Source organism: Rhizobium binae (assembly GCF_017357225.1).
In the GTDB taxonomy this organism is placed as follows: domain Bacteria; phylum Pseudomonadota; class Alphaproteobacteria; order Rhizobiales; family Rhizobiaceae; genus Rhizobium; species Rhizobium binae.
This window is the reverse complement of the sequence record NZ_CP071605.1, coordinates 72,039-94,007: the sequence shown is the minus strand read 5'-3', so window position 1 is coordinate 94,007 and position 21,969 is coordinate 72,039. Positions and strand designations below refer to the sequence as shown.

Here is a 21,969-nt window from a genome sequence, read left to right as displayed (position 1 = left end):
GTACTTTTTCCGGCATGATTGCAAAAAATGATATTCCATCCTTCTTCGTCTATGGTGAGCCGAGCCGTGAACTTGACGTCGGCTTCCTCCACGTCGAGACGGTCATGGAGCGAAAAAGTGAGCATTTCGGCCATGTTGCTCCACACCAGCACCCGCTGATGGGGCAAATAACCTATTGGACCGAAGGCGGAGGCACCTACCGGATCGAGGACGAGACTTGGAATTTTTCGGCTCCTGCCGTCAGTTTTGTGCCGAGCTGTGTGGTGCATGGTTTCGATGTTGGCGAACAGTCGGATGCTATCGTCGTCTCGGTGTCCGACGATCTTCTGCGGGCTATGGCTCCCCAGGTCGATCTCAGCCTCGACGTACCCATGCTGCGCACGGGAGAACGCGCCGATCCCACATGGTCAAGGATGGATCCGCTGCTCACAATGATTGCCGATGAATACCGCGCCGGTGCAAGTGCCAGCGAGAAGGCGTTAGTTAGTTTGGTTTCCGTCGTGCTGTCGCTGATGGCGCGGCTCGGCGGAGCGGCCGGCCTCGACATGGCATCACCTACCGTGGCATTGGGACTGGCACTACGCCGCGCTATTGACCAGCACTACAAAAAGGACTGGCCGGTGGGACGTTACGTCGATTTGCTGGCGACGACGCCACATTTGCTCGACAAGGCAGCGCGCGAAGTCTTCGGACGTACCATCAAGGAAACGCTGCTTGACCGAAGGCTGCTTGAAGCCAAGCGGTTGTTGAAGTTTACAATCCGACCGGTTGAGGATATCGGCCGCGAGGTCGGGTTCGAGGACCCTGCTTATTTCTCCCGTTTCTTCCGCAAACGTACCGGCGAAGCGCCTGCCGCCTGGCGTCGTCGTCATCTACGGTCGGAGACCGAGTAGTCGGAGTACGGCAGCTCGCTCGCAAAGATGCCTGTCTCTCGCAGTGATCCTAGCCATCGGCATCAACCGAAACAGTTGAGGTTCCATAAATATCATTTACACCACTAACACTGAAATAGCGGGGTCAACGGTTCTGGCACGGCGAGAGCTCACGCTCTGAGCGAAGAAGGTCGCATAACGTATCGACTGGAAGTGGCTGTGTGCCGACGAACGGAGAAATCACCGATTGCCAAACATATTGCTATTTCCGGCGAGGGATCTCCGGTTCAATTCCCTTCGACTGCACGATTGTTTGATGGAGAGGTCAAAGGTTTGTACCCTTCACGACCAGGAATTTGGGTTGGGTGACGATCGAGGATTAGCAGCAGCAATACCCGTTCTGATCGACAGGGCCGGCGGTTCTGGCCGCCGGCTTATTCGCCCAGGTCGGCGCGGATGATGTCGGCCGTGCGGCGGTAGTGGTTCTGCAGGAGCGCGATAGCGTCTTCCGTCCGCCTCTCAATGGCGGCCTTGAAGATCTGGGCATGTTCGTCGCTGACCTTGCGGACCCGAAACGCCTTGCGGATCGACAGGGCCCGGTAGCGGTAGAGACGGTCCGCCAGCTGTTCGCAAAATCCGATCAGCGGCTTTGAGCCGCAATTGCCGATGAGCAGCGCGTGGAAGCGGCGGTGATGCCGCTCCCATTCGGGATTGTCCCTGAAGGTTTCGGGATCCAGTGACCGTGGCGTCCGATCGAGGCGATGATGGGCGATCAGCAGCGCCTCTTCCCAGTCCGCGTCTGCCCGCTGGATGGATTCGCCGAGCGCGATCCCCTCGACCCAGCAGCGCGTCTTCGTCAACTCCTGCAGTTCGTCCAGGCTGATCGGCTTGACGAAGAAGCCGCGCTGTTCCTTGCCGATTACCAGTTCCTCGCTCGCCAGGCGGTTCAAAGCCTCGCGGATCGGCGTCTGACCGGATTCGTAATGTTCCGTCAGGAAGCGCAGCTGCAGCTTGCGGCCGGGCTCGAGCTCGGCAGACAGAATGTCAGCCTTCAGGCGTTCATAGACGCCTGTTGCGCGGGTTGCCGGAGCTTCCGCGGTTTTCTCGATCGTGTCCTGGCGCATGTCCCTCTCGTGCGATTGATCCCAATTTCATATACATGAATCGCTAGAACCACGAAATTTATAAATTTCATATTTACATAGCTTATTTTGTATTTTATTCAAGAGATAGAAAGGGAGGAAGGGCGTTGGAAGGCAATGCGCGTGAAATCGGGAAATTCGCCTTCGGTCGCAGTTGCGCATGTGGCGGCATCGATGTGCACGCGCATGTCGTTCCTTACGATTTTCCCCGCTTCGCCGCCGAAGCCGTCCCGAAGTCATGGCCCTCCATGCAGCCGGCCGACGGCTGTCATCGCACCATGGTCGTTGACGGAAAGAACTACCGGACCGTCAGCGACGCCTGCTGGTCGGTCGAGCGCCGGATCGCCGACATGGATGCGGCGGGTATCGGCCTGGAGGCGCTTTCGCCGATGCCGGAACTGTTCAGTTACTGGATGGATCCCCAGCCGGCTGACGATCTGCTGCGCTATGTCAATGACGTGATCGCCGGCATGGCGAACGAGGGCAGGGGCCGCTTTTCGGGTCTGGCCGCAGTTCCCCTCCAGTCGCTCGATCTTGCCATCGCCGAACTGCGGCGCGCCGTGGAAACACTCGGGTTCGCCGGCGTCGAGATCGGCAGCAATGTCAACGGCGTGCCGATTGGCGATCCGCGTTTCCTGCCCTTCTTCGAGGAGGCCGAAAGGCTCGGTGCGGCTGTTTTCGTCCACGCGGTTCGGCCGGCCGGCATAGATCGCCTCGTCGGCCCCGGACCACTGCAACAGGTGCTTGCCTATCCGACGGATATCGGACTTGCGGCGGCGTCCTGCATCACTTCCAACCTCCTGTTGAAACTGCCGAAGCTGCGCATTGCTTTCAGCCATGGCGGCGGAACGCTGGCGAGCCTTCTGCCGCGTCTGCGGGAGGGCTGGAAGATATTCCCGGCTCTGGCGGATGCGCTGCAGGCGGATCCCTATGATCAGGCCAGGTGCTTCTATGTCGATTCACTGGTCTATGATGAGCCGACCCTGCGCCATCTGCTGACGGTCTTCGGCGATGACCGTATCCTGATCGGTACGGACTACCCCTTCAATTTCCATGAGCGCGCGCCGCTCGGCCGGATCGAGGCCGCATTCGAGGATGCGGCCCTGCGCGAGCGGCTGGCATTCGCCAACGCCGCCACATTTCTGAATTTGCCGGAGGCTGCCTGATGTCCGACTTTCCGCTCGCCGGACTGAGAAGCGTGGAACTGTCCACGCCCGATCTGGATGCATCCATCGAATTCTACACCCGCGTCTGGGGGCTCAAAGAGGTTGCCCGGGAGCCGGGCAAGGTCTTCCTGGCGGCCACCGGCAGCGATCACCACGTGCTCGAGCTGAAGCCGGGCGATGCACCCCTCCTGCGCAAGATCACCTTCCGTGCCCGATCGCGAGAAGCGCTCGCCGCGCTGGAAAGGACCCTGGTCGCTGCCGGTTGCGCGCTCCTGCGTCCGTTCGGCGCCGCCGATTCCCCGGCTGGCGGCGAGCGTTTCGTGGTGCGCGAGCCGCAGGGATCGACGCTTGAATTTGTCTTCGGCGACAAGACAAAGCCGGAGCGGGTCGTGCCCAACGTCCCGCTGCGGCTGGCGCATGTGAACATCAATTCTAGCGACATCGAAGCGCTGACCGCGTTCTACCGCTCCGCTCTCGGCTTCCGCCTCACCGACCGGTCGAAGATGATGGCCTTCCTGTGCTGCAACAGCGACCATCATTCGGTCGTGCTTGCCGATGCCGACGTCAACGGCCTCAACCATATCGCCTTCCAGATGCCGGACCTCGAATCCGTCATGCGCGGCTCGGGCCGGGTAAAGGATGCCGGTTATCCGATCGGCTGGGGCGTCGGCCGGCATGGTCCGGGCGACAATGTTTTCGCCTATTTCGTCGATCCGACCGGCGTCGTCATTGAATACACCGCCGAGGTTCTGCAGGTCGACGAAAATTACCGCTTCCGCGGGCCGTCCGAATGGGTTTGGCCGCCCGGGCGCACCGATCACTGGGGCATCGCGCCGCAAAAGAGCGACGCGTGCAAGAAGGCGCAGCTGTCCGTGACTTTTGCGGGTCCATGAACCAATCACCACGACCGTTTTGAGCAGGCAGTTTTCCGTGACGAACGACAAAGAAAAAAGCGATCATTACACAGTCCTGGTTGTGGGCTTCGGCCCCGCCGGGGCCATCGCCGCAGGCCTTCTGGGCAAGCTCGGCCACCGCACGCTGGTCATCGACCGGCTGACCGACATCTACGACAAGCCGCGTGCGATCGCAGTCGATCATGAAATCCTGCGTCACCTGGACAATATGGGGATCGCCGACGAGGTGATGCCCTATATCGCACCATTCACGGCATCGCAGCACTTCGGGGCGAAGGGCCAGCTGATCCGGCGCATCGACATGGTGCCCGAGCCCTTTCCGCTCGGTTATACGCCGAGCATGGTGTTCACGCAACCGCCGGTCGAGGCCGTGATGCGGCGACATGCCGAAGGCTTCGATTGCGTCGACGTCGATCTCGGTGTGGAGCTTATCGGCCTGGCGCAGAATGCGGACAGCGTTTCGGCAGAGCTCAAGTCCGCCGACGGCCGAGTGAGATCGGTGACCACGGATTATCTCATCGGCTGCGACGGGGCCTCCAGCACGGTTCGGCAGATCGCCGATATTCGTCTTGAGGATCTGATCTTCGACGAGCCTTGGCTGGTGATCGACATTCAGGTGAACGACGCCGCTCTTGCCAAACTGCCGCAAACCTCAGCGCAGTTCTGCGATCCGTCGCGGCCGACGAGTTTCGTGATGGGGCCGAAGAACCACCGCCGCTGGGAAATCATGCTGTTGCCTGGCGAAAATCCGAGCGAGATGGCAAAGCCGGAAAACGTCTGGACGCTTCTGTCTCCGTGGCTGACGCCGGAGGACGGCACGCTCTGGCGCGCGGCTGCCTACCGGTTCCATGCGCTGGTCGCCGAAAAGTGGCGCGACGGGCGAGTCTTCATTGCCGGCGATGCCGCGCACCAGCAGCCGCCCTTCATCGGTCAGGGCATGTGCCAGGGCCTGCGGGACGTCACCAACCTTGTCTGGAAGCTCGACCGGGTGATCAAGGGCATGTCGTCGGACGGTTTGCTTGAGACCTACGGCGTCGAGCGCAAGCGCCACGTGATCGAACTCACCGGCAAGATCAAGGCGATCGGCGAGATGATCTGCATCCGCGATCCCGCCCAGGCGGACGCGCGCGATGCGCGGATTCTTGCCGAAGGGGGCGGAAGCCCGCGGACGATCACCCGTCAGGAAATTGTCCCGCCGCTGCAGGAGGGGCTGCTTGCCGGCGCGGCCTGCCCGGCGCGGGGAACGTTGTTTCCCCAGCCCGAAATTCGACGGACGAACGGAAACCGGCTCCTGGATAAGCTGACCGGCGCCGGCTGGCGGCTGATCGTCGACGGCAGGGGCGACATCGAGGTGCGCGATGTCGCGCCACTGGCGAACGAAATCGGTCTCAGCGTCGCGACGATCGTTCCACCCGGCTCCGGCGGCACTTCGCCCGACGCACTGACAGAGAAGGACGACGTGCTTTCCGGATGGTTCGATCGCCATGAGACGCGCGCCGCACTGGTGCGACCGGACCATTACGTCTTCGCCACCGCCCGCACGCAGGCGGAGCTGGTGGCCGAGATTGGCGAGCTCAAGCGCAAGCTCGGCTGAAGAAAAATCGGCGTCGGAGACACGACGCGTGGCTTCGCGACATGAGTGAGACCGAGGGCTGGAAGACGCCCCGCATGCAAGGAGAGACAGAGACATGAAACTTTCCACCGTCAAGATCGCGGGACGCGTGACTTGGGGCATCGTCGAAGGCGAGACCTTCCACGACGTCGGCGCGGCGATGAAGGCAACCTATCCCGACCTCAAGCAGGCAGTTGCCGCGGGCTTTGCGGGCGTTGCCGAGGCGAAAGCTGGCGCGGCGACCCATCTGACGTCCGAGGTCGAGTGGCTGGCCGTCATTCCGAATCCGGACAAGATCCTCTGCGTTGGCCTGAATTATGAGATGCACCGGCAGGAGACGGGCCGCAGCGTCGTTGAAAATCCGACGATCTTCGCCCGCTATGCCAACAGCCAAACCGGCCATCTGACGCCGATCATCCGGCCGAAGGTGTCGAGTGATCTCGACTACGAGGGCGAACTGGCGGTCATCATTTCCAAGCCCGGCCGCTATATCAGCCGCGAGAACGCCCTGGAACACGTGGCCGGCTATTCGATCTACAATGATGGCAGTGTGAGGGATTTCCAGCGGCACACGCATCAGTTCACGCCGGGCAAGAATTTCCCCGACACCGGCGCCTTCGGTCCGTGGATGATGACGCCGGACGAGCTCGGCGATCTCGACCCCCTGCGCATCCAGACCCGCCTCAACGGTGAGATTGTGCAGGACGCGACCTTCGGCATGATGATCTTCGATGTCGCTCGCATCATCGAATACTGCTCGAGCTTTACCCGGCTGGAAGCCGGTGACGTGATCGCAACGGGCACCCCGGGCGGAGTCGGCGCCAAGCGCAATCCGCCGCTGTGGATGAAGCCCGGCGATATCGTGGAGGTCGAAATCGACAAGCTCGGCATCCTGACGAATCCGATCGGCCAGGAGGCCTGAGCGGCAGATGCAGCCGGCCTCAAGGCGGCCGGCCCGCGAAGGCGGAAGAGAACTTCAAGCGACTGAGTGTAACCCTGGCCGTCGATCGGCGGCCGTTCATGACAATCGGGAGGATGAAATGAATAGATATCTCGCAGGCGGCATTGCCGCGGTCACGCTTCTACTCGCCGGCACGGCGCCGGCTTCGGCCCAGACCACGCTCAAGGTTTCGAGCTTCCTGCCGCCGAACAACGCCTGGCAGAAGGAGCTTGAAGCATGGGGAGAGAAGCTCAAGGAGAAGTCCAAGGGCGAACTCACGCTTGAGATCTTTCCAGCCGCTCAGCTCGGCCCGCCGAACCGCCAATATCAGCTCGTCACCAATGGCGTTGCTGATATCGCAGTCATCCTTCATAGCGCGACTCCGGGCCGTTTCCCGATGACCGAACTGGCCGGCCAGCCGCTGACCTTCCCTTCGACTGGCAAGACAAGCGAGATTATGTCCCGTCGCCTGACGGAACTGGCGCCGAAATATCTGGCTGCCGAGCATCCCGATACGAAGATCCTGTGGATGGCCGTTACCCCTCCGCTGAAACTGCACACCACCAAGACGGACGTCACGACGGTCGGCGACGTCAACGGCCTGCGCGTGCGCTATGCCGGCAAGGTGTTCCAGGAAATACTGGAAGCCTTCGGCGCCGCGCCTTTGCCGATCCCGCCGGGTGAAACGGTCGACGCGCTGTCCAAGGGCGTGGCCGACGGCGCGATGTTCCCCTATGAGGCGACGAAATCCTTCAATCTCGGCTCCGTAGTGAAATATTCGCTGGAACCAGGTCTGGCGTCCGCCACCTTCGCGCTCGTCATGAACCAATCGGTCTTCGACGGTCTGAGCCCGGACGACCAGAAGATCATCGAGGAGACGACAGGTCCCGCGCGCGCCGAGGCTTTCGGCCGCCGCTGGGATGCGAGCGAGGCGGACGGACGGCAGTACATGGTCGACAACAACGTCAAGATCGAAACCCTGTCGGACGAGCAGATCGCGCCCTTCAAGCAGGCCGTCGAGCCGATCGTGAAAAAGGCCGTTGATGCCGTGGATGCGGCCGGAAAGCCCGGCGGCGCCTTCATCGCCGCCTACACGAAGTAGGATCGATAGCCGCGCCGCCTCATCGGGTGGCGCGGCTCCACGCTGCTTGAGGAGGCCAGCTAATGTCAGTGTCGTCAGCCGGATTTTCGCGGCTCCTGGAGCGGTACTTTCGCCTGCTCCTCGTCATACCCATTCTTGCGCTCGTGGCGATGATGCTCATCACCGTTGCCGATGTCTTCATGCGCTATGTCTTCAACGCGCCGATCCGCGGTGTCTACGACACCATCGAGATCAGCCTGCTGATCAGCATCTATTTCGCGCTGCCCGCCGTCATTCTGGAGGGTCACCAGATCGTCATAGACCTGATCGACGGCATCGTGCCCGAACGGCTGGTCCGGGTCATGAAGTCCGTCGCGGCCATCGCCGCCGTCGTGGTGCTCTGCTTCATGTTCTGGTCGATGCTGAAGCCGGCCCGTAACGCCTATGACTTCGGCGATATAAAGCTGGAGCTGAATTTCCCCGTCTGGATCATCTGGACGTTCGCCCTGTTTGGCCTGTTCAACAGCATCATTGCCGCAATCGCGGTTCTTTTCGGGACGGGGTCCGCAGACGGCGGATCGCTGGACAGCGAGGGTGCGCTATGAGTGCCTCGCTGATCGGCCTGTTCGTCGTTCTCTTCATGTTCGGCATCCTGTTTCTCAGAATGCCGGTGTGGATCGCTCTTCTCATCTGTGGCATCGCCGGCAACACCTTGCTGTCGCGCCTGCCGGTGGCGGCCGCCGTCACCGGAACCAATGCCTTCGATACGGCTTCCAACTACGGCCTGTCGGTCATTCCCCTGTTCATCCTGATGGGCGAGGTGGCGACGAACAGCCGCCTGTCGGCCGAACTGTTCAAGGCGGCGCGCGTCATCCTGTCCGGCATTCCGGGCGGCCTGGCTGTGGCGACGATCGGGGCATCGGGCGCGTTCGGCGCCGTGTGCGGATCGTCGGTCGCGACGGCGGCGACCATGACGCGGATATCCCTGCCGGAAATGCGCGAAGCCGGTTACGATGACGGTCTTGCCACCGCATCGGTCGCCGCCGGCGGCAGCCTCGGCATCCTGATCCCGCCTTCGATCATTCTGGTGATCTATGCGGCGATCTCCGAACAGCCCTTGCCGCAACTCTTTGCCGCCGCGCTGCTGCCGGGCATTCTGTTGATGTTGCTCTATGTTCTCGTCGCCCTCATCGTTGCCCGGCGCCAGAAGGACAATGTGCCGGTCGACCCGCCGGCAACTCTCAAGGACCGGTTGCTGGCGCTGAAGGACCCGTGGCAGTTCCTTGTGCTTTTCATCGCGACGATTGGCGGCATTTATGCCGGTGTCTTCTCTCCGAACGAGGCCGCAGCGGTCGGCGCCTTCGGCGCGATCCTGCTCGGCTTCCTCGGCCGGCGGCTGACCCTGCAGGGACTGGCGCATGCGCTGAAAGTGACTGTGATCACCAGTTGCGTGCTGTTCACGATCATCATCGGCGCCACGATCTTCGCAAACTTCATCGTCCAGACGAAGCTGCCCGATCTGCTCCTCGCCGGCGCCCAGGCGCTGCATCTGGCGCCGTGGGCCGTCATGGCCCTGATCATCGTTATGTACATCCTGATGGGATGCTTCCTCGAAGGCATCGGCATGGTGCTGATCACGGTGCCCGTCTTCCTGCCGGTTGTCATGAGCTTCGGCTATGACCCGATCTGGTTTGCGATCATCGTCGTCATTGTGGTGGAACTGGGCCTCATCCATCCGCCGGTCGGCATGAACCTCTTCATCATTCAGGCGCAAGCGCCCGACATCAAGATCAAGCAGCTTTACGTGGCGATCCTGCCCTTCCTGCTGGCGCCCTTCGCGCTAATCCTGCTGCTGTTCGCCTTTCCGCAGATTGCACTCTGGCTGCCGATGCTGCTGTATTGAAGATTGGTCGGTAGCGTCGCTACCGACCACCTCCAGGGTGCCAGGATTCGAAAGGCGTCGCGAGTGAGAGGGCAGTCGCCATAGGCACTACTTTTGCTGGATCTTGGTTTCTACTCCGCTCTCAACTGCAAGGATTTCATCGCAAGTGGCCACCGCTCCTCTACGTGCGCATTCCGCGTTTTTTAACGGCTGAACAGGGGCCGACGTGCTTTAATCCACGGCGCCTCCACCAGGCGAATGACCTCCCGTCGTTGCGGTTATCGCCTGCTGTATCCACGTTCTGAAACGAGCCTGTGTCACCTCGTTCCAACGCTCGCGCGCCCCGACAAAACAATGACCGCTGAGGCGGACATCGGTTTCAAGCAGTTCGACGAGCCGGCCGGCACGTCGATCGTCTGCCGCGATCAAGCGCGTGGCTAAGGCGACTCCTTGGGAATGATCTCCGATATCGCCCGCCAGATCGAATATTGCTCAGCCTTTACGCGCCTCGATGCCGGCGACGTCATTGTCAGTGGTACACCGGGTGGCGTCGGCACTAAGCGCAATCCGCCACTTTGGATGAAGCCGGGAGACGTGGTCGAAGTCGAGATCGATCGGCTGCGTCCTTCGCAACCCCATCCACAGGAAGCCTGACAGCGAGGTTGAGAGGCTGGATATGGGTCGAAATTGGTCACCTATGATGGTTCCGTCGGCTCCTCTCTCGAGGTAGCTTTTCGAGTTCCGATGGGTGGTATGGCTAGCCACGATCTCGTGGCAGCCGCTTCCGGCTCTCGCAGGCCTCCTTCTTTACCGCATCGCGCGCGCCTTCGACCCGTCGAAATACCTCGTCGACTACGCGATGACCAAGGCGGCAATGATGAACTTCACCAAATTGATGGCAAGGCAGCTTGGTCCGAAGGATGTTCGCGTTAACGGCGCCGCGCCTGGTCCGATCTCGACGACGCGCCAAGTCAGCGGCGGAGCGACGATGGAGAAGCTGGGGAAGTACGGCGAAGAGACCCCGATGGGTCGTCCCGTCAGCCCGCGGAACTCGCATCATCTGCGTACAGCTCCCAGACCCGCAGGCGAGCTACGCCACGGGACAAGTCTACGGCGCGGCTGACGGGGGCCAGCCGTAAGGGCGCCTGCTTCACCGAAACACCGGTGCTTGGCGTCTACGAGATCGAGCAGGATGGTGGCCGGCGAGGGCTCCTGCTGCGGCTTGAACGGTGTCGAGGTGCCGTCGATATGCTCCTCGGGACTTTATGAGCCTTCTCCCAATGATGCCCACAGAGCGTATCAGTTTTTCCGTGTCCCGTGGTCCGATGGGTTCACTCCAAGCCCGTGTGCGAGAATGCTCAGCGAATTTGATCTGCTCAACCCCAAACACGTCTGATTGCATCAAATGCGGCCACAACGGTGGGATCACCCCTACGAGCTTCCATGCATATGAAGCTCAATGTCGTCGAAATTTTCACCGCATCGGCGATGAAGAGCCCGTGGGCCTGTTGTTCGTGGAGAGCGATCGACTCGCGGCAGAGGCTCAAGCCAACGCCCGTGCGGACCATGGCGACCATCGACGCTTCCTGATCAACCTGGGAGACGATGTTCTGGCGCAGGCCAAGATCGGTGAACAGGCGCGCCAGCAGCCGGTTGTGCACCGAGGCGGGCGGTGTGCCGATCCATGGCAGTGATGCCAACTGTACCCAATCCGCACCACGGACGAAGCTTGCAAGTGACGGCGGGGCAACGACGCGATAGGTCAGTTGTGCCAGTTCGCTGCCATAAAACAGTTTGGTGGCACTTTCGTCAGAAAGCTCGGCTGCAGGATCGTAGTCCCTTGGGTCTCCTAGGAAGAATCCGGCATCGAGTTCATTTCGCCGAAGCCCTTCGGGCACATCGCCGCTCATGCCATGACGCAGCGTCGTCTCGATGCCTGGCCCACTTTCGATCAACGCCTTCAGAAACGCACCCAAGCGTGTGAACTCCGGGTCGATGATGGTGCCGATCCGGAGTTTCCCCCGCACGCGTGTTGCCAAATGCCCGGCCGTCTGCCCAAAATCCGTGAGTGCTGCCAAGACCTGCTCGGCCTTGGCAGCAAGGAGAGCCCCCTCCTGCGTCAGCTCCAGACCAGTGGAGGTCCGTCGGAACAAGGTGAGCCCGGTATCGGCGGCAAGGCGCTTCAATTGCAGGGTAACGGCAGGCTGGGTGATGTGCAATCGCTCCGCGGCGCGCGTGACGTTGCCCTCGCGCGCGACTGTGGCGAATGCCTTCAAGGTTCTGAGGTCAATCGACTGAATCATATTAATTCTATTTATAATGCGTTGTGCTATTTGTCATTGGATTTCCGCGCCGCTCCTCCGCTATTCCTGAAAATAGAGGTGAGGAGGAGGCTAAAGTGCCACGGCAAATCGTCGAATCTTATGATTGTGCGGTGCTTCATCGCAGCAGGCGGGCGAGCCCATGACCCGCCGTGCATCGCATCTCGCCAACGACATTTTTGACTATATCATCATCGGCGGAGGCTCCGCGGGCTGCCTGCTAGCCAATCGCCTCAGCCGCGATCCAACGATGCGTGTCCTGTTGCTGGAAGCCGGTCGCAAGGACGACTATCCCTGGATCCATATCCCCGTCGGCTATCTCTATTGCATCGGTAATCCCCGCACCGATTGGCTATTCAAGACCGAGCCGGATGCCGGGCTGAACGGTCGGTCGCTGCGCTATCCGCGCGGCAAGACTCTCGGTGGCTGCTCGTCGATCAACGGCATGATCTATATGCGCGGCCAGGCGCGCGACTTCGATGGCTGGGCGGCGGAGACCGGCGATGACGCTTGGTCCTGGCAGAATTGCCTGCCTGATTTCAAGGCGCATGAGGATCATTACCGGATGGACAATGGCGCGGACCCGAAGACTGGCGGCAATAGCCGATTCTCCGACATGCACGGCCACGGCGGCGAATGGCGGATTGAGAAGCAGCGGCTCAAATGGGATATCCTGGAATCCTTCGCCGAGGCTGCCGTCGAGGCCGGTATCCCGCGCTCCGACGATTTCAACAGCGGCGACAACGAGGGCGTCGGCTACTTCGAGGTCAACCAGCGGTCCGGCTGGCGCTGGAACACGTCGAAGGCTTTTTTGCGTCCCGCGAAGAACCGTTCGAATCTAACAATCTGGACGCAGACCCATGTCGAACGGCTGATCGTTGAAACCGACAGTTCCGGCCGTAAGCGTTGCGCCGGAGTCGTGCTCCAGCGGCAGGGGCAGAGCGCAGAGGTCCGTGCCCGCAGGGAGGTCATCCTGTCCGCAGGCGCAGTCGGTTCGCCGCAAATCCTACAACTGTCAGGTATCGGCCCCGCCGGATTGCTAAAGCGTCATGGCATCGAGGTTGTGCATGACTTGCCGGGCGTCGGGGAAAATCTTCAAGACCATTTGCAGATCCGCGCGGTTTTCAAGGTCGGCAATGCGAAGACGCTGAACACGCTCGCCAACAGCCTATTCGGCAAGGCGATGATCGGGCTGGAATATGTTCTGAAACGCAGCGGCCCCATGAGCATGTCGCCCTCGCAGCTCGGCGCTTTCACCCGTTCGGACGATGGCCAGGCCTATGCCAACCTGGAATATCACGTCCAACCACTCAGCCTCGACGCCTTCGGCGAACCGTTGCATAACATTCCCGCCTTCACCGCGAGCGTCTGCAATCTCAACCCGACCAGCGTCGGAAGCGTGCGCATTCGCTCGAATAGGGCGTCGGACGCCCCGGCGATTGCGCCGAACTATCTCAGTACGGAAGAAGATCGCAAAATTGCTGCCGAGAGCCTGCGGCAAGTGCGCAGGATCGTATCGCAGCCGGCATTGGCCAAATACCAGCCGGAGGAATGGAAGCCGGGCTTGCAGTTCCAGAGCGACGACGAACTGGCGCGGCTGGCGGGCGATATCGCCAACACCATTTTTCATCCGGTCGGGACGACGAAGATGGGCCGCGACGATGATCCGATGGCAGTGGTGGACAGCCGTCTCCGGGTGCGCGGCATCGATGGACTGCGTGTCGTCGATGCGGGCATCATGCCGAAGATCACCAGCGGCAACACCAATGCGCCGACGCTGATGATCGCCGAAAAGGCGACCGGCTGGATCGTCGCTGATGCGCGCACATAGAAAATTCTTGGGGAGATAAGAGCAATGACATCGATCGCACGTTCCGCGCTTCCGCTTTCCGGCGTTCGGGTGGTTGATTTCGGGCAATATATTGCTGGCCCGGCCGTCGCCATGATCCTAGGCGATCTCGGCGCGACCGTCGTGCATGTCGATCCGCCCGGCGGTCCTCTCTGGGACAACCCCGCCAACGCCATCCTCAACCGCAACAAGCTGATCGTCACCCTCGATCTCAAAACGGAGCAGGGGTTGGGTGAGGCAAAAACGCTGGTGGCCGAGGCCGACATTGTTGTTGAGAATTTCCGCCCTGGCGTGCTTGCCCGGCTCGGGATCGATTTTGCGGCGCTCCGCAAGGCACGGCCGGAGCTGGTCACCCTGTCGATCCCCGGCTTCGCCTCCGACGACGAGCTTCGCCGGGACTGGCGGGCCTTTGAGACGGTAATCGCGGCCTCCTCCGGTGTCTTCACGGATATGGGTCTCAATCGCGTCCTGATGGGCATCAACCCGTCTTTCTCGCCGCTGCCGCTCTCGTCCGCCTACGGCACGATGCTTGCTGCGTCCGCGACAGTGCTGGCGCTTCAGGCGCGCGAGCGCACCGGGCACGGCGATCATATCGAAGTGCCGCTGGCAAGCGCCGTCATGGAGGGCCTCTCCTACAATTCCATCCTAATCGACGATTATCCGCCGCGCTACCAGACCCAACGCGAGCGGGAGATCGAACGCCGGCGCAATGAAGGCCTGCCGATGGACATGTCCTATGGCGACCTCCAGGAGTTCCTCGATCCCTTCTATCGCAGCTATATGTGTGCCGACGGGCGGATGTTCTACGTCGTCTGCCCCAGCCACAAGAACCATGCGAAGCGCTGCCTGCAAGCTCTGGGCATCTACGATGAGCTGGTGGCCGAGGGGCTGCGCGAGGAGGAAGACACCTATCTGCCGGTCTCGCAATGGTCATCGGACGTTTCGCTGGGCGTCTATCCGCTCCCGAAATTCTGGGCTGACAAGATTGCGGCTCGCATGAAGGAAGTCTTCCTGACCAAGACGGCGGCCAAATGGGAACATGTCTTCGGGGAAGGGCTGTTTCCGGGCGCCCCGCAGCGCTGGCTAGAGGAATGGATCGCCGACGATCATGCCAGGGCTGCTGGTCTCATGATCGAGGTAGAGGATCCGATCCTGGGCCGCATGACCCAGCCGGGGCCGATGGCCTGGCTGCAAGAGAGCGCCGAAGCCATGCTTTCGCCACGGCCTCGGCGCTGGGGGACCGCCAAGGAGGCGCTTGTAGTGCTCGGCGGCATGGCGCGTCCTTCTTTGCCGGTTCCCGCAAAGGACGCGCCCGGAGGGTGGCTGGACGGTGTCAAAGTTCTCGATCTGTGCAATGTGATCGCCGGTCCGCACTCGGTCGCCTATCTCGCCCGCTTCGGTGCGGAGGTGATCAAGATTGATCCGGCCAAGCCGCTCTATGACTGCTGGAATACCGTGATATTCGGCATGTCACACATGCGGGGCAAACAGTCCGTGCTGCTGAACATCGGTTCGCCCGATGGCCGTGTCGTCTTCGAGGAACTGGTGCGCTCCGTCGATGTCGTGGTCTGGAACGCGACCGATCGCCAGGTCAAGGCGATGGGGCTCGATGCCGAAAGCCTGAAGGCGCTCAATCCGAAGGCGATCTTCTGCCAGCTCGATTGCTTTGGCGGCGTGCGCACCGGCCCGCGCACCGACTATCTCGGCTATGACGACCTCGTGCAATCGGCAACCGGCATCATGCTGCGCTTCGGCGGCTCGATGGATACGCCGGAGGAACATGCCCATGTCGGCACCATCGACGTCATGTGCGGCTTTGGCGCGGCGCTCGGCATTGCCGCCGCTCTCTACCAAAAATCCAGAAACGGGGTCATCGGTCGCCCACGCACCTCGCTGTCGGCACTGACCGGCCTCGCGCAGATACCGTTCTGCTACGACTATGCCGGGCGCGGCCCCTTCGACGAGCCGTCCGGTCGCGACACCAAGGGTTATCATGCCCTGTCGCGGCTCTACGAAACGGCAGGCGGCGATCACCTTCTTTTGTGCGCCTCGGAAGCCGATCTTCCGCGCTTTGACAAGGTTGAAGGTCTGAGGGGGATTGTTGAGATGGCCGCGTCCGATCGCGAGGCCTATCTCGCAGGGGCTTTCCTGACCGCGCCGGCGGAAACCTGGCAGCAGCGCCTGCGGGAAGCCGATATCGGCGTATCGCTCTGCGAGAACATCGAAACGATCCGCAGCCGCAGTGCCCGCATTGCCGACGGCACGCCGGGCACCGACCGGGGCAGCTATTCCTTCTCGATCTTCCCGGATCATCCGAGCGGGCACTCGGTCACGCAGCTCGATCCCTTCGCCATCCGTCCGGCTGTCGGCAAGGTCACTGCTGTCGCGCCGGCCGAGAAGTACGGAGCGTCCACACGCACCGTGCTGCGGACCCTGAACTACACCGAAGCCGAGATCGATCGGCTGATTGCCTCCGGTGCAATCAGCGAAACCTGGAGCGAGGAGTATCTGCCGAGCTAGCAGGAAATAGCGGCTTCGGGTTCTGAGGAGGATACCGAAGCCGCTCGCGGCCCGCCGGGACATGCGATGGCGTCGACGGGCTTGGAATTTCAACATCGCGCATAGGGAGGAAGTGCCATGAAAGAACTTTTCGCCTCGACATGCCTTGCAGCAGCGATGCTGACCTTTGGCAATCCGGCGCAGGCTGCGGATTGCGGCGACGTCACCATCGCCAGCATGAATTGGCAGAGCGCGGAAGTGCTCGCCAGTCTGGACAGGTTCATTTTGAATGAAGGTTACGGCTGTAACGCAGAAATCATACAGGGCGATACGGTCCCCACGATCACGTCGATGACCGAGAAGGGGCAGCCCGACATCGCACCCGAAGGATGGGTCGATCTTCTTCCCGATGTCGTGAACGCCGGCGTTGCAAACGGAAAGCTCGTCGTTGCATCGACCGTCCTCACCGACGGTGCGGTGCAGGGCTGGTGGATGCCGAAATACCTTGCTGACGCTCATCCGGACATCAAGACGATCGATGATGTCCTCAAGCATCCGGAGCTGTTCCCGGACCCCGAAGACAAATCGAAGGGGGCCATTCACAACGGCCCGCAGGGCTGGGGTGGTACGGTCGTGACCGCGCAGTTCTACAAGGCCTATGGCGGCGAAGCGGCAAACTTCACGCTCGTCGATACGGGTTCGGCCGCCGGCCTCGACGGCTCGATCGCCAAGGCTTATGAGCGCAAGGAAGGCTGGGTCGGCTATTACTGGGCTCCGACGGCGCTTCTCGGCAAGTACGACATGGTCAAGCTCGACTATGGCGTGCCGCACGACGCAGCCGAGTGGAAGCGCTGCAACACCGTCGCGGATTGCCCCGACCCGAAAAAGAATGAATGGCCGAAGGATACGGTCCAGACGCTCGTGACCAAAGCGTTCTCCGAGCGTGCCGGCGCAGACGTCATGGGCTACCTCAACAAGCGCGCCTGGTCGAACGACACGGTCAACAAGCTGATGGCCTGGATGACCGACAACCAGGCAAGCGGCGACGACGGCGCAAAGCACTTCCTCGAAGAAAACGAGGCCATGTGGAAGGAATGGGTCTCGCCTGAGGCAGCCGAGAAGATCAAGGCGGCGCTTTGATCTCATTCAAGACGTTGCTGGCCCCTATCGCGCCGGCAACGAACAGCGCGTCCAGAATGCGCTAGCTGTTATCGAGGAGGATAGATTTTGGATTGGCTGTTCAGCTTTCCGCACATGGATGACGCGTCTCTGCGCGATCTCAAGAAGGCAATCGACGAAGGGTTCCGGGGGTTCACGCGGGCCTATGGCGACGGACTTGAAGCAATGTTCGAGCCGCTACAGCACTTTTTGATCTGGTCGGAACGCTTCATGACGAAGACGCCCTGGCCGATCATCCTGCTTTTGATCGCAGCCGTCGCGTGGTTCGCCAGCCGCAACTGGAAGATCGTCGCCGGCACGGTCGTGACGCTCCTGCTCATCGGCTATTTCGAAATGTGGGACGACACGATGAAGACGGTCTCGATGATCTTCGTCTGCACCGTACTGTCGATCGTCGTCGGTATTCCCATCGGCATTGCCATGTCCCGGTCGGACCGCGTGCACAATGCCATCAACCCGATCCTCGACGTCATGCAGACCATGCCGAGCTTTGTCTACCTCATCCCCGTCGTCATGCTGCTCGGTATCGGCAAGGTGCCGGGCCTCATCGCCGTGGTCATCTACGCCATCCCGCCGATGATCCGTCTCACCAATCTCGGCATCCGTCTCGTCGACAAGGACGTGTTGGAGGCGGCCGACGCCTTCGGCTCTTCGAGTTGGCAGAAGCTGAAGAACGTGCAGATGCCGCTGGCGCTGCCGACCATCATGGCTGGTATCAACCAGACGATCATGATGGCGCTCGCCATGGTGGTCATCGCCTCGATGATCGGTGTTCAGGGACTCGGCCAGCCGGTTCTGAAGGCGATCTCCAACCAGTATTTCACGCTCGGCATCTTCAACGGCCTCGCCATCGTCGGCATCGCGATTATCTTCGACCGCGTCAGCCAGGCCTTCGGCGCACGCCTTCAAAAGCACCGGGAGGTGGTCCATGGGTAACAAGAAAATTGGCGGCTTCGGCATCGAAATCAAAAAACTCTACAAAATCTTCGGTCCAAATGGTGCGGATTGCGTAAAGCTCATTGAGCAGGGTATTACGAAGACGGAACTGAACGCAAAACATGGCCATGTCCTTGGTCTGAAAGACATCAACATCTCCATGCCTGCCGGTGGCATTCAGGTGATCATGGGACTTTCGGGATCTGGAAAGTCCACGCTCATTCGCCACATCAATCGCCTTATCGATCCGACGTCAGGTGAAGTCGTCATCGGTGACGAGGATGTGGTCAAGATGGATGCCGTGCAGTTGCGCGAGTTCCGCCGGCATCAGACGGCAATCGTGTTCCAGAAGTTTGCACTCCTTCCGCACCGCACCGTTCTCGAAAACGTCCTCTATGGCCTGGAGATACAAGGGGCGCCACGGAACCGGCAGGTCGACTGCGCCATGCGGTGGATCGAGCGGGTCGGGCTAAAGGGTTTTGAGAGCAAATATCCCAATCAGTTGTCTGGCGGTATGCAACAGCGCGTCGGTCTTGCCCGTGCGCTGGCGAACGATGCGCCGATCCTGTTGATGGACGAGGCATTCTCCGCGCTGGATCCGCTCATTCGTGTCGATATGCAGACCGTGCTTCTCGACCTGCAGAAGGAGATCAAGAAGACGATCGTGTTTATCACGCATGATCTGGACGAGGCGCTGAGGCTGGGGGACCGCATCGCGATATTGCGGGATGGGGAAGTCGTGCAGCAGGGCACCGGGCAGGACATCGTGATGAAGCCGGCCGACGATTACATCGCCAGCTTCGTCCGGGAAGTGAACCGCGCGCGGGTCATCAAAGTCGAGACTGTTGCCACCGCGCCGAACGGCTCGTCCCGTGAGCTGACGATTTCGGTGCCGGCCAGCGCGACGCTTGAGGAAGCGGCAAGAGCGATGACGCTGGCCGGGACAAGCGAGATCGCCGTCGTTGATGCCGACGGTCAGGCCATAGGTATGCTGACGCTTCCCCAGGCGGTTCATGCCATGGTCAATGCGCAAGTCGCCAGCTCAACATCCGACGCCAAGAAAGTTGCGTAGGCAAAAAAGGAAATCCAGGAATGGGAGCCTCAGATGTTTGACGCCGTCCTGATTGAAAAGTCCGACAGCGGGCAGAAAGCCCATATCAGCCGTGCGGGAGTCACTGCGCGGGTCATACGCGAGGGCCAAGTTAACTTCCAAAAAGAAATAGGCGCCGTTATCGAACCGGCGGCTTATGTCGATGGTTTTCAGTTAGGCTGGGCTAGCGATGACGGTGCGGGAGGGTCTGCCTTCGGTTTGTCGAAGGAGGCCTTGAATTTGGACCCCGCTTCAGTAGCTCCTGTCAGTACCGGAGCAATACTCCTCATTAATGCCGTTTGAATCTTCCCCAGGTGCTGCGTCCGCCGGTCTTCCGGGGCGCGCCCCGGAAGACCGGCGGCGCGTCATCACCGATACTCCTTCCGCTGGTCGGAAGGAAATGTTGGTGATCAAGCTGAGGGAGACAATCATAATCCTGGATATGCATCGGCAGGGGCTGACGGTGTCGGCTATTTCCAGAGAAACAGGCGTCGCAAACATTCGAAATCTAAATCTTCCGCATTGGAACAAATGGTTCGGTGTCCAAAGCCGATGTATCGTACCGGTGACCAGCTTTGCCCAACCGGACCCCACCAGCAAAAGGATGGCGGAAGCACGCCGAATGCGTGGTCCGCCCGGGACGAAAGCAAGCTGCTGAGTTCTTCGCTGGAATACATGTTCCCCAGTGGCAGAGCTTCCAAGGCGATCAATGGTCCGCGCATCAACGTCGGCGTCCGTGAATCCCGCGCCCAATGATGACTCACGTCAGCGCGACAATTTTGCTGCAATCGATCCATCCTCGCTCAGGACAATCTTCTTGTCTGAACCGGTCCGCGATAGGAGGCGCTTTTCGATACGCCTTTAGGCCGACTCCTGGGCTGGAAGAATAAACGCTGGGAGAGCGCCAACTATCGAAGCCGATTAGCGCCGATTTCCGTTCCCACCTTGTAAGCGGCCGTCAGGATCGGCCCGAGAGATCCACCATGACCCGGATAACCTTTTCCGAAGATGCTTGCGGCAACATTGCCGCAGGCAAAGAGCCCGCCGATTAGAGATCCATCGTGGCGGACGACTTCGCCGAGTGAAGTCGTCTTCAATCCGCCTTTTGTTCCGTTGTTTCCGGGTAAGATCTCCACGGCGTAAAATGGTCCGACGCCGATCGCGGCCAAGCACGCATTCGGGAGATGTCGGGAATCCCCGTAATACAGTCCGTGCGCGTCGTCACCGCGGCGAAAATCGAGATCATGTCCCTCAAGAGCGTAAGCATTAAATCGGCCGACCGTTGCACTCAGCCCTTCGGCCGAAATGCATAGCTTGTGGGCCAATTCTGCGATGGATCCGGCAGTGACCATCCAATCTGGGGCCGGCTCTTCCGGGGAGATAGACGCAACCGCATAACGGGTCTTGAAGGCGTTATCGAAAATGAGCCATGCGGGTCGGTTCGGATAGGAAAACGAACCCGGATCGAACGCGTTGAAGGCCATGCCAAGATCATTATACGAGCTCGCCTCGTTGACGAAGCGTTCGCCCTTCCGGTTGACCATGATCGAGCCAGGTAAGGCCAATTCTCGGACCATGTTGCGCGTCAGCGGCTTGCCATCAAGGACGTCTTCTGGAATACGATAGGCGGCGGTCCACCAAGCTTCCGTCATGTTTGCGGCTGCTGCGCCGGCCTCGAGGGCAAAGCGCAGGCCGTCTCCTTCATTGCCCGGCGGCGTGGTCGGCGCGCTTGAAAATCCTGATAGATAGGCAGAGACAAGTGCGGAATTCCATTCGAAGCCGCCGGTAGAGAGGACCACGCCCGCTCTGGCCGACGCCGAGCCCGCAATGGTTTCCACGCCGATACAACAGCCACCTTCGAAGGACAGGGCTGTCGCGGCGGCATCGACGTGAAACTGCACGCCAAGCCTGGCGCAAGCCTGCACCAGCCCGGCCGCCAATCCGGCACCTTGCGTGCGGACGTTGCGTTGCCGACGCTCCGCAATGATTTCTGGCGCCAGTCCCTCTCGCCCCTCGGTCGACGTAACCGGCTGACGCAAGTGCGAATATCGCAGCTTCTGAAACAGCGTTCTCTCCATCTCCGGCTCGAAAGGTAAAGGTTCGACGGAACGCCCCGCGCGTGCGCCCGGCCACCCGGGATGGTAGTCGGGACGATCGACGCTGAAAAAGCGCAGGTCTGATTGCCGCTCCAGGAAGCGCAGCATTTCAGGACCTGCTTTCAAAAAATCGCGCAGCAGATTGGGGTCGGTTTCCCCGAGAGTCAGCCGAGCAAGATAAATCTCTCCGTCTGTTTCCTGGTCCTCGAAACCTGACGCGTGCATCACATGGTTATTTGGAATCCATATTCCGCCGCCCGAGATCGCTGTGGTTCCTCCGATCAGCGATGTTTTTTCGAAGACACCCACCGAAAGACCCCTTGAGGCCGCAGCGAGCGCAGTCATCAATCCAGCGCCACCGCTTCCCAGAACGACGACATCGTATTCCCC

17 protein-coding genes and 3 pseudogenes are annotated in these 21,969 nt (G+C 60.8%); 17 read left to right on the top strand and 3 right to left on the bottom strand.

Annotation, left to right across the window (positions count from 1 at the left end; all coding sequences use genetic code 11):
• The first annotated feature begins 14 nt into the window (after positions 1–14).
• On the top strand, positions 15–893 hold the full coding sequence (locus J2J99_RS22420; protein ID WP_205918972.1) for a helix-turn-helix domain-containing protein: 879 nt from the start codon (positions 15–17) through the stop codon (positions 891–893).
• A 413-nt stretch (positions 894–1,306) separates the two neighbouring features.
• On the opposite strand, the gene J2J99_RS22415 is transcribed toward J2J99_RS22420, so the two are convergent.
• Entirely contained in the window at positions 1,307–1,996 is a 690-nt protein-coding gene (locus tag J2J99_RS22415) for a GntR family transcriptional regulator (RefSeq protein ID WP_168297976.1), read from the bottom strand.
• Positions 1,997–2,121: 125 nt separating this feature from the next.
• On the opposite strand from J2J99_RS22415, the gene J2J99_RS22410 reads away from it, so the two are divergent.
• The 9 genes and pseudogenes from J2J99_RS22410 to J2J99_RS22370 form a co-directional block, all read left to right on the top strand.
• The gene (locus J2J99_RS22410; protein WP_205918971.1) at positions 2,122–3,180 is read left to right on the top strand and encodes an amidohydrolase family protein; all 1,059 of its coding nucleotides are present in this window, start codon (positions 2,122–2,124) and stop codon (positions 3,178–3,180) included.
• Positions 3,180–4,073, top strand: coding sequence for a VOC family protein (locus J2J99_RS22405; RefSeq protein WP_168297974.1), 894 nt, complete (start codon positions 3,180–3,182; stop codon positions 4,071–4,073). The genes J2J99_RS22410 and J2J99_RS22405 overlap by 1 nt, the downstream gene beginning before the upstream one ends.
• A gap of 37 nt (positions 4,074–4,110) precedes the next feature.
• Entirely contained in the window at positions 4,111–5,688 is a 1,578-nt protein-coding gene (locus J2J99_RS22400; protein ID WP_168297972.1) for a bifunctional 3-(3-hydroxy-phenyl)propionate/3-hydroxycinnamic acid hydroxylase, read from the top strand.
• A 94-nt stretch (positions 5,689–5,782) separates the two neighbouring features.
• Positions 5,783–6,628: a fumarylacetoacetate hydrolase family protein gene (locus J2J99_RS22395; protein ID WP_168297970.1), complete on the top strand. Its 846-nt coding sequence runs from the start codon at positions 5,783–5,785 to the stop codon at positions 6,626–6,628.
• A gap of 118 nt (positions 6,629–6,746) precedes the next feature.
• Entirely contained in the window at positions 6,747–7,748 is a 1,002-nt protein-coding gene (locus J2J99_RS22390; RefSeq protein ID WP_168297968.1) for a TRAP transporter substrate-binding protein, read from the top strand.
• Between the two features lie 62 nt (positions 7,749–7,810).
• The gene (locus tag J2J99_RS22385; protein WP_168297966.1) at positions 7,811–8,332 is read left to right on the top strand and encodes a TRAP transporter small permease; all 522 of its coding nucleotides are present in this window, start codon (positions 7,811–7,813) and stop codon (positions 8,330–8,332) included.
• The gene (locus tag J2J99_RS22380) at positions 8,329–9,630 is read left to right on the top strand and encodes a TRAP transporter large permease (protein WP_168297964.1); all 1,302 of its coding nucleotides are present in this window, start codon (positions 8,329–8,331) and stop codon (positions 9,628–9,630) included. Before J2J99_RS22385 ends, J2J99_RS22380 begins: the two co-directional genes overlap by 4 nt.
• Positions 9,631–10,065: 435 nt before the next feature.
• Positions 10,066–10,263 (top strand): annotated as a pseudogene (locus tag J2J99_RS22375) (fumarylacetoacetate hydrolase family protein); the annotation flags it as partial.
• 169 nt (positions 10,264–10,432) lie between these two features.
• Positions 10,433–10,748, top strand: a pseudogene (locus J2J99_RS22370) (SDR family oxidoreductase); the annotation flags it as partial.
• 237 nt (positions 10,749–10,985) lie between these two features.
• Here the strand turns inward: J2J99_RS22370 and J2J99_RS22365 are convergent.
• The gene (locus J2J99_RS22365; RefSeq protein WP_168297962.1) at positions 10,986–11,912 is read right to left on the bottom strand and encodes a LysR family transcriptional regulator; all 927 of its coding nucleotides are present in this window, start codon (positions 11,910–11,912) and stop codon (positions 10,986–10,988) included.
• Positions 11,913–12,072: 160 nt separating this feature from the next.
• Here J2J99_RS22365 and J2J99_RS22360 point away from each other — a divergent pair, with 160 nt between their 5' ends.
• The 7 genes and pseudogenes from J2J99_RS22360 to J2J99_RS34095 form a co-directional block, all read left to right on the top strand.
• Positions 12,073–13,761: a GMC family oxidoreductase gene (locus tag J2J99_RS22360; RefSeq protein WP_168297960.1), complete on the top strand. Its 1,689-nt coding sequence runs from the start codon at positions 12,073–12,075 to the stop codon at positions 13,759–13,761.
• Between the two features lie 24 nt (positions 13,762–13,785).
• Positions 13,786–16,299 carry a CoA transferase gene (locus tag J2J99_RS22355; RefSeq protein ID WP_168297958.1) on the top strand — a complete coding sequence of 838 codons (2,514 nt, stop codon included), beginning with the start codon at positions 13,786–13,788 and terminating at the stop codon, positions 16,297–16,299.
• Between the two features lie 117 nt (positions 16,300–16,416).
• Entirely contained in the window at positions 16,417–17,418 is a 1,002-nt protein-coding gene (locus J2J99_RS22350; protein ID WP_168297956.1) for an ABC transporter substrate-binding protein, read from the top strand.
• An 87-nt stretch (positions 17,419–17,505) separates the two neighbouring features.
• Positions 17,506–18,393, top strand: coding sequence for an ABC transporter permease (locus J2J99_RS22345; RefSeq protein WP_168297954.1), 888 nt, complete (start codon positions 17,506–17,508; stop codon positions 18,391–18,393).
• Positions 18,386–19,465, top strand: a complete 1,080-nt coding sequence (locus tag J2J99_RS22340) for a quaternary amine ABC transporter ATP-binding protein (RefSeq protein ID WP_168297952.1) — start codon at positions 18,386–18,388, stop codon at positions 19,463–19,465. The genes J2J99_RS22345 and J2J99_RS22340 overlap by 8 nt, the downstream gene beginning before the upstream one ends.
• A gap of 33 nt (positions 19,466–19,498) precedes the next feature.
• Positions 19,499–19,786 carry a hypothetical protein gene (locus J2J99_RS22335; RefSeq protein WP_168297950.1) on the top strand — a complete coding sequence of 96 codons (288 nt, stop codon included), beginning with the start codon at positions 19,499–19,501 and terminating at the stop codon, positions 19,784–19,786.
• A 184-nt stretch (positions 19,787–19,970) separates the two neighbouring features.
• Positions 19,971–20,178, top strand: a pseudogene (locus J2J99_RS34095) (SOS response-associated peptidase); the annotation flags it as partial.
• Positions 20,179–20,391: 213 nt separating this feature from the next.
• Here J2J99_RS34095 and J2J99_RS22330 read toward each other — a convergent pair.
• Positions 20,392–21,924 carry an FAD-dependent oxidoreductase gene (locus J2J99_RS22330; RefSeq protein WP_168297948.1) on the bottom strand — a complete coding sequence of 511 codons (1,533 nt, stop codon included), beginning with the start codon at positions 21,922–21,924 and terminating at the stop codon, positions 20,392–20,394.
• Positions 21,925–21,969 lie beyond the last annotated feature (45 nt).